Source organism: Streptomyces aurantiacus, assembly GCF_001418335.1.
GTDB lineage: Bacteria > Actinomycetota > Actinomycetes > Streptomycetales > Streptomycetaceae > Streptomyces > Streptomyces aurantiacus.
On the sequence record NZ_LIPP01000257.1, the window covers coordinates 1 to 8,654 of the forward strand.

6 protein-coding genes and 1 pseudogene are annotated in these 8,654 nt (G+C 70.1%); 4 read left to right on the forward strand and 3 right to left on the reverse strand.

The genetic code is table 11. The features are described from left to right. Positions 1 to 30 precede the first annotated feature (30 nt). From AOK01_RS29585 to AOK01_RS29595, 3 genes are all read right to left on the reverse strand, one after another. Complete coding sequence (locus AOK01_RS29585; RefSeq protein WP_055517044.1) at positions 31 to 969, reverse strand: N-acetylneuraminate synthase family protein; 939 nt, start codon at positions 967 to 969, stop codon at positions 31 to 33. Between the two features lie 14 nt (positions 970 to 983). Beyond that, positions 984 to 2,315: an N-acylneuraminate cytidylyltransferase gene (locus AOK01_RS29590; protein ID WP_055517046.1), complete on the reverse strand. Its 1,332-nt coding sequence runs from the start codon at positions 2,313 to 2,315 to the stop codon at positions 984 to 986. 109 nt (positions 2,316 to 2,424) lie between these two features. Beyond that, positions 2,425 to 3,795, reverse strand: a complete 1,371-nt coding sequence (locus AOK01_RS29595) for a DUF6716 putative glycosyltransferase (protein WP_055517048.1) — start codon at positions 3,793 to 3,795, stop codon at positions 2,425 to 2,427. A 198-nt stretch (positions 3,796 to 3,993) separates the two neighbouring features. On the opposite strand from AOK01_RS29595, the gene AOK01_RS29600 reads away from it, so the two are divergent. The 4 genes and pseudogenes from AOK01_RS29600 to AOK01_RS29615 all read left to right on the forward strand — a co-directional run. Next, complete coding sequence (locus AOK01_RS29600) at positions 3,994 to 4,971, forward strand: glycosyltransferase family 2 protein (protein WP_055517049.1); 978 nt, start codon at positions 3,994 to 3,996, stop codon at positions 4,969 to 4,971. After that, positions 4,968 to 6,302 (forward strand): polysialyltransferase family glycosyltransferase, encoded by a 1,335-nt coding sequence (locus tag AOK01_RS29605; protein WP_055517051.1) that lies wholly within the window; start codon positions 4,968 to 4,970, stop codon positions 6,300 to 6,302. The genes AOK01_RS29600 and AOK01_RS29605 overlap by 4 nt, the downstream gene beginning before the upstream one ends. A gap of 326 nt (positions 6,303 to 6,628) precedes the next feature. Further along, positions 6,629 to 7,744 (forward strand): acyltransferase family protein, encoded by a 1,116-nt coding sequence (locus tag AOK01_RS29610; RefSeq protein WP_055517053.1) that lies wholly within the window; start codon positions 6,629 to 6,631, stop codon positions 7,742 to 7,744. Between the two features lie 379 nt (positions 7,745 to 8,123). Beyond that, positions 8,124 to 8,654: pseudogene (locus tag AOK01_RS29615) on the forward strand (class I SAM-dependent methyltransferase); the annotation flags it as partial.

The following is an 8,654-nucleotide window of genomic DNA, read 5'->3' on the forward strand; positions in this document are numbered from 1 at the left end:
GTCGGAAGGGGTGGCAGGGGTGGGAAGGGCTCAGACCGCTACCGGCTCGCCGGCTGCCGCCGCGATCTCTGCCTCGGCGACGACGCCCGACACGCGGCGCAGCTTCTTCATCGGGCCCAGCTCGGACTCGTAGACCTTCTTGACGCCGTCGCCGAGGGATGCCTCGATGGTGCGGATGTCGCGGACCAGGCGCGTCAGGCCCTGCGGCTCGACCGACGCGGCCTGGTCGGAGCCCCACATCGCGCGGTCCAGGGTGATGTGGCGCTCGACGAAGGTGGCGCCGAGGGCGACCGCGGCGAGCGTGGTCTGCAGGCCCGTCTCGTGGCCGGAGTAGCCGATCGGGACGTTCGGGAACTCGGCCTGCAGGGTGTTGATGACGCGGAGGTTGAGCTCCTCCGCCTGCGCCGGGTAGGTCGACGTGGCGTGGCACATCAGGATGTTGTCCGAGCCGAGGACCTCGACCGCGTGGCGGATCTGCTTCGGGGTCGACATGCCCGTCGAGAGGATGACCGTGCGGCCGGTGCCGCGCAGGGCGCGGAGCAGCTCGTCGTCGGTCAGGGAGGCGGAGGCCACCTTGTGGGCCGGGACGTCGAACTTCTCCAGGAAGGCGACGGCCTCGGTGTCCCACGGGGAGGCGAACCAGGCGATGTTCTTCGACTTGGAGTACTCGTCGATCTTGCGGTACTCGTCCTCGCCGAACTCCACGCGGTGGCGGTAGTCGATGTAGGTCATGCGGCCCCAGGGGGTGTCGCGCTCGATGTCCCACTGGTCGCGCGGGGTGCAGATCTCCGGGGTGCGCTTCTGGAACTTCACGGCGTCGCAGCCGGCTTCGGCGGCGGCGTCGATCAGCTTGAAGGCGTTGTCGAGGTCGCCGTTGTGGTTGATGCCGATCTCGCCGACGACATAGACGGGGTGGCCGGGACCCGCGGTCTTCGAACCGAACGTGCGCAGACGGGAGTTGGTGCTCATGGCGGAGAAGTTCCTTAGCTGTCGAGGGAGTCGAGAGAGGGGCCGAGGATCCAGCTGGCGATCTCTCGGATCGCGCCGTCGCCGCCGGGAACGGTGGTGACCGCGCGCGCGGCGCCGCGTACGACGTCGTGGGCGCTCGCGACCGCCACGGGCCAGCCCACGAGGGCGAAGCACGGGAGGTCGTTGACGTCGTTGCCGACGTAGAGCACGCGCTCGGGCGCGATGCCCTGTTCCTCGCACCACTGCTTCAGTGCGAGGTCTTTCCGGTCGATGCCGTGCAGCACGGGGATCTTGAGTTTCCGTGCGCGGGCGGCGACGACCGGGTTCTGTTCCGTGGACAGGATCAGCATCGACAGGCCGCTCCTGCGAAGGGCCGCTATGCCGAGTCCGTCGCCGCGGTGCACGGAGACGAACTCCCGTCCGTCGGAGTCGATCAGCACCCTGTCGTCGGTCTGGGTGCCGTCGAAGTCGAGGACGACCGCGTCGATGTCGTCGGCGGTCGGGAGGGCGCCTGGCCTGTTCGCGTCGAAGAGCGGCGCGAGGGCGCGGGCGCGGGCGAGGTCGTGCGGGTCGTCGATCTCCAGGACCCGCGCGGGGTCGGTGCGGACGAGTTCGGTCCGGCCGAAGAAGCGGTGCTTGTGCTCGCGCAGGCCTGCCGCGTCCATGGCGTAGGCGGCGCCGGTCTCCAGGAGGTCCTGGGGGCGGTCCTGGCGGCGCGGGCGGAACGATTTGTCGTGGTTGACCCCGTACCCGCCGTCCGTGATCGTGGCTGTCGTTGCTGCCTCGGCTGCCGCGACGGTCGTGCCGCCCGCGGCGGACCGGGTGTGCCCGGTGTCGACCACGGCCGGGTCGTCGTCGGCGTCGCGCCAGATGAACCCGTGGAAGGACGCCACGGTCAGCGCGGTGTCGGCGCCGTTCTCCACGACCGCGCCCGCCACCCCGTCGATGTCCTCGCGGACGATGAAGGGGCTGGTGCACTGCACGAGGAGTACGGCGTCGACGGCGGAGCCGTGCAGTGCCTCGTGGGCGTCCATCGCGTGCAGGACGGCCGCCTCGGAGGTCGCCGTGTCGCCGGCGATGGCGGCGGGCCGCAGCACGACCTCGGCGCCGGCCTCGCGGGCGGCGGTGGCGATCGCCTGGTCGTCGGTGGAGACCACGACGTCCGTCACCAGGCGGGCGGCACGGCACTCACGCACCGCGCGGGCGACCAGCGGTACGCCGCCGACGGGCAGCAGGTTCTTGGCGGGCACACCCTTGGAGCCGCCCCGAGCGGGAATCACGGCGAGCACGCGGCGCACCGGCTTCACCCGCCCCGCTACCACCTGTCCCGCTTCCGAGTTGGTCATTGGCTGTACTCCTTGGTTGACGGTCGTGCCCCGAAGGGGCGCGGGGAACTGCGCGCCCAGCCACGACGGACCCGCGGGTTCAGGACGGCACCGGCAGCGGAGCGGAACGTCACAGCTCCCCCATCCGCCGGATGACCGGCGCCACCCGCTGCACCCCGTGCCGGTACGCCCCGCGGGCCGCCCGCCGCACGATCTGCCGCACGGGCCCCGGCTCCCGGTCCGCGTCGGGTGCGCCGGGCAGCGGGCTGCCGTCCGGGGCGAGGTGGTGGCGGGCGAGGACGCCGGGCAGATAGCCGGGCGCGGTGACAGGCGTGTAGTAGGGGGCGAGAGCGGGGAGCGCGCCCCGCCCGAGCAGCCCGGCGATGCGCTCGCGGGCCGTGTCGAAGGCCGTCTCGTACGAGCCTTCCCCCGTGGCGGAACCCCCGGCCGCGGCGGAGCCTCCGGCCGCCACGCCCTGCCGGGCGACCCAGCGCTCGTCGGGTGCCGGGACGTGCCCGTCGTCCAGCTGGTCCCAGGAGGCGAGGCAGCCGGAACCGACGAAGTGGTGGTTGCCGAGCGACTCGCGCACCCCGAGGTCGGTGAGGACGATGGTGGGGATACGGCGGTGCAGGGACTCAAGGGCCGCCGTGGAGCTGACGGTGACCAGCAGGTCCGTACGGTCGAGGACCTCGCCCATGTGCCCGTACACGAGGCGGAGGTTGGCGGGCAGGCCGCCCGGGATGCGCTCCGCGAGGCGCTGGTAGGGCTGCTCCTCGATGTGCGTGGTGTGCTCGCCCGGCCTGGACCGCAATTTCAGCAGGACCTCGCGGTCCGGGTGCAGCCTGGCGTGCTGGACGAGCCGGTTCAGCAGGTACGTACGGTCCTTGCGGCTCTCCGGCACGGAGGGCTGCGCGGCGAAGACGACCGTGTACGGGTCGTGCTTCTCGTACGGGTCGCCGCCGAGGAACGGCAGCGCGACCTCGGTCACCGAGGAGGCGTCGGCGCCCACTCCCTCGTACACGGCGGTGAAACGGTCCGCGTCCTGGCGGGAGTTGGCGAGGACGAGGTCCGCGCCGTGCCGCAGCAGCAGCCCGTCGGCGAGCTTCTCGTAGACGACGCCGACATAGCCGGTGACGACCACGGGCCGCTTGGTGCTCCCTGTCGCGGAGCGCTCCCGCCACTGGTGGGAGAGCCCGTGGAGCATCGCCTGGACGCCGCCGCCGACGAGGGAGAGCACGACGACGTCGTACGCGTCCTCCTCGCGGGCCATCTCCCGCAGGAACTCGACCGAGGTGACCTCGCGCAGGGAGTCCGCGCGGACGCCGACCTCTTCGAGCTGACGGGCGGTGGGGGTCGCACGACCCCGCAGGAGGTAGCCGTCGAGCCTGATGTCCGAATCGGCCGGTGCGATACGGGTTGCGGTGAGCGCGCCCCATTTCCACCGGGTATCGGAATCGGCGAGTACGGCAACTCGCAGGGACTTCGTGGTACTTGCTGGCACACCGAAGACGCTAGGAAGCGATTCCGATCCCCGGCCCAACCGGAATACAACAACGGGTTAACAGCACACCGCCGAATGGCGAATCAGCCCCGGATCGGGGCCCGATAAAGCTGGGTTCACCATTCCGCCACGTGTCGTTCACCTGGTATCTCACCAGCGGTCAAGACGAATGCCGGGCCGCCGCCTAACGTCACGTGGGTGGTCAAGCTCTCCGTCATCGTGCCGTTCTACAACGTGCAGCAATATGCGCCCGACACCCTGAGGAGTCTGCGAGCGAACGCACGCGACGACTTCGAATTCATTCTCGTCGACGACTGCTCCCGCGACGAGACACCGGACATTCTCGCGCGCGCGGAGCGGGAGCTCCCGGGCGCGGTGCATGTCAGACACGAAAAGAACGGAGGGCTGGCCACCGCGCGCAACACAGGCATCGACGCGGCACGTGGCGAGTACCTCACGTTCCTCGACGGGGACGACTGGCTCGCCCCCGGCTACTACGAGCAACTCCTCGCCTCCATAGAGGGTTTGGGGTGCGACTTCGTGCGCACGGACCATGTCCAGTGCACCGCGCGGGCCCGCACCGTCCACCGCGTGCCGCACGGCAGGCGCGGTGTCGTACTGAATCCGCGCGAGGCGATCCTGCCCGCCGACCGCTCCACGTCCGTCGACTACGCGTACGCGTGGGCCGGCATCTACCACCGCAGGCTGGCCGACCGGGGCCTGCTGCACTTCACCGACGGGCTGCGCACGGCCGAGGACCGGCCGTGGATCTGGAAGCTGCACCGGGAGGCGGAGTCGTTCGCCACGGTGGGGCTGCTCGGTGTGTTCTACCGGCGTGGCGTCGCCTCCTCACTGACGCAGATCGGTGACGTACGGCAGCTCGATTTCATTCGCGCGTTCGACCAGGTCGTGGTGGAAACCGCGCAGGACCCGGACGCGGACAAACTGCTCCCCAAAGCCGTACGTACCTATTGCGCGATCATTTCCCATCATCTGGGATCCATGGAAAGGTTCGAGCCGACGGTGGCACGGAAACTGAAGTCGATGAGCGCCGCGGCGTTGCGCCGCATGCCCCAGAGCGTCCTCGACGAGGCCCTCGACTCCATGGACGTCCAGCGCGCCACCCGGCTGCGCCGGCTGCGCCGCCGCCCCGCCACGGCGGGAGTCGCCGCGTGACCACGCAGATCTTCCTGGCCTCGACGCTGTACGGCACGGCCACGCTCGCCGCCGCCCTCGACTCGGACTGCTTCGCGCCGGCCGACCGTCGCATCCTGCTCGTCTGCAACAACGCGGCGACGCCGGAGACGACGCCCGGGATCGACGAGATGCCCGGGTTCGAGCGGCTGCGCGGGCGGTTCGACGACGTGGTGTCGTGGAACGAGACCATCTCCCCCTTCCACCCGGGCGGCTGGGCCCCCCGGCTCGACGACGTCCCGCTGTGGGAACGGCATCTGCGGCTCGCCTGGCAGCTGGGCGACGATCCCGTGGAACTCGTCGTCGAATCGATCCAGGTCAATCCGGCGCTCGGCGTCACACAGATCTTCACCGGCGCACCCGTCACCGTCTACGCCGACGGCCTGATGAGCTACGGCCCCACCCGCAACAAGATCGACCCGCTGGTCGGCACCCGCGTGGACCGGCTGCTCCACCTCGACCTGGTCCCGGGGCTCAAGCCCCTCCTGCTCACCGAGTTCGGGGTGGGCCCCGAGATCGTGCCGACGGACGCGTTCGTGAAGGTGCTCGCCGAACTGGTCGACACCGGTGACGCGCTGCCGTCGATCGACGAACCGGCGCTGCTGCTCGGCCAGTACCTCTCCGCACTCGGCATCCTCACCGCCGAGGAGGAGGAGAACCTCCATGTGCGGATGCTGAAGGGGGCCGTCGCGCTCGGCCACACCCGTGTGGTGTTCAAGCCGCACCCCTCGGCACCGGCCCGCTGGACGCGCGAACTGGAGAAGGCGGCCGAGAAGCTGGGCACCGACCTGACGGTGCTCGACACCCCGGTCCTCGCCGAGGTCCTCTACCAGCGGATGCGTCCCGCGCTGGTCGTCGGCTGCTTCTCCACGGCCCTGCTCACGGCCTACGCGCTCTACGGCCTGCCGGTGGCCCGCGTCGGCACGGAACTGCTCCTCGACCACCTGACCCCGTACGAGAACAGCAACCGTGTCCCGGTGACGGTCGTCGACGCGCTGCTGCCCGACCTGGCCGACCGCGAGGCGGTCACCGGGCAGCGCCGGGGCACGGACGAGAAGGTCCTGACCGAACTCGTACGCACCGTCGGCTACGCGATGCAGCCGAAGATCTATCCGGACCTGCGCCCGGCCGCCGAGGCCTATCTGACGAAGCGTCTGGACACGTACACCTGGCGCTATTTCAAGCGCAAGCGGCTCACCTCGCTGGCACTGCCCGGCGCGGTCCCGGCGCAGCTGGCGTTCCTGCCGCGCAACGCGACGGTGCGCCGGGTGGCACGCCGCGCACGCTCCCTGAAGAAGGCCGTGCAGCGCTGACACCTGATCTGACGGAAAGGGGGCGGCAGAAAAACGACGGGTGAATTCATGGGGTCCGGACGGAGAATCGTTGGCCCTTAAACCGGGGCCTACCTGTGGGTCGCACTAGTGTGCTTATGCGTCAACTGAGGCCCGCACGAGGCCCCGGGTCACGGAAACCACGGCCCGCAGTGCGCACGAATCCACAGAACGGCCGTTGGGGGAAACCCGTGACCGAAATTCCCGAGGACACCCGCGTGATGTCTGAGGACACTCGCGCGATGTCCGAGGACACCCTCGCCCTGTCCGCACTGTCCAAGGACGCGCACGTGTCGTCCGGGGGCACGATGATCCGTACCGTCCTGCCGACGCCGGACCCGCCCCTGCCACCCACGCGGCCGAAGCCGCGGGAGAGCCGGCTGCGCGCCCTGGACGGGCTGCGGCTGATCGCCGCGCTGATGGTGGCGGCGTACCACTACGGCGGTCGCGGCGGCGAGATCTCCAAGGCCTGGGGAAGCTCGCCCGCGGTCCAGTTCCCCACGCTGCACGAGTGGTTCGCCTACGGCTGCCTGGGCGTGCAGATCTTCTTCGTCATCAGCGGCTTCGTGATCTGCATGAGCGGCTGGGGCAAGCCGCTGCGCGCGTTCTTCGCCTCACGGGCGTCGCGGCTGCTGCCCTCGTACTGGGCGGCGGTCATCATCGTGACGGCGGTCTTCGCGCTGCCTGCGGTGGCGTACAGGACGGTCTCGCCGAGCGACGCGCTGGTGAACCTGACCATGATGCAGCAGCCGCTGGGCGCGGACCGGGTGCTGGGGGTCTGCTGGACGCTCTGGGCGGAGGTCCGCTTCTACGCGCTGTTCGCGCTGTGCATCGTCCTGCCCGGGGCGACCCGGCAGCGCGTCATCCTGTTCTGCGCGGGCTGGACCCTGGCCGCGGCGCTCACCGAGGCCGCGAACGAGCCATTGCTGGACCTCGTCCTGATGCCCGAGTACGCGCCGTTCTTCATCGGCGGCATCGGCCTCTACCTGGTCCACCGCGACCGGCACGACGCGCACGCCTGGGGCATCGTGGGCGTCAGCTGGCTGATCGGCCAGCACTACGCGATGCGCGGACTGTGGCACGCGCCGAACCCGGCCTTCTTCTCCTACCGCACCTCGTTCGGGATCGTCCTCGTCGTCACGCTCGGCTTCGTCGCCGTCGCCGCGATCGCGCTGGGGTGGCTGAACTGGGCGAACTGGCGCTGGCTGTCGGTCGCGGGCGCCCTGACGTACCCGTTCTATCTGGTGCACGAGCATCTGGGCTGGGTCGCCGTCGAGGCGTTCCACCAGCGGCTGGGCATCCCGGCGTACGGAACTCTGCCCCTGACGGTGCTGTCGATGCTCACCCTGGCCTGGCTCCTCAACCGGTTCGTCGAGGACACGCTGGCGCCACGGCTGCGCTCGGCTCTCCTGAGACGACGCTGACCGCAGATCGCAGATCGCAGGGTCACCGAGCTCCTGCGGAGACGCGGAGGAGGGATCGGCTCCTCGGTGAACTCGCGGCGACGGTCGTGCGAACAGTGACTTCGCCACCCGTGGTTGAGCTTTGAATCGAACCTAGTGTGCTGTGTGCTGATGTGGCCGAAAGCGTACGGACATGTTCGGACGTGTGCGGCCTCAGCTTCCTCGTGCCTGTCATGAGGAGTGTGAGCTGTGAGCAGTACTGCCATGGCCCGGAGGGGGGAACCGGGGCGCGGACGCGGTGCACGGGGCGTCGACGTCCCGGCACATCGGATGCGGCCCGGCCAACGGGCGACGCAGCGATTCATCTACCGCATCCGACATCTGTGGGGGTCACAGAACCATGCGAACGCTACTCACCACCAAGGTCGCCCGGCGCACCCTGCGTCCGATCGCCGACCTCATCGACCAGCGCATCGACCGGCGGATCCGGAACTCCCTCGGGGGCGGCTCCGCCGGTGCGCCGCGCGATCTGGCGTCGCTGAGGAACCGCCAGCGCCCTCTTGAGCTGCTGCTCGACGGCACCGGGCGTGGCGTGTCGAGGCTCCCGGCGGACGTCCATCTGGCCCGCGCGATCGACGAGTTGGCGTCGGTGACCGGTGACAGGGCCGGTGCGGAGCGCAACATCGCCCAGTCGTTCCGCCTGCTCATCGCCCTGGAGTCGCTCGGGGTCGGCCGTATCGCCGGCGGGACCATGAACATCTGCGGCAAGCTCTCCGCCGTACCGCTGCTGGATCCGCCGAACGACGAGATCCTGGAGATCGGCACCCTGTACGGGATGTTCGGCGCGGCGCTGATCCGGATGATGGAGCGCGCGGGACGCGACCCGCACCTGACGATCGTCGACCCGCTGGCCGGGCTGCAGCTGCAGCCC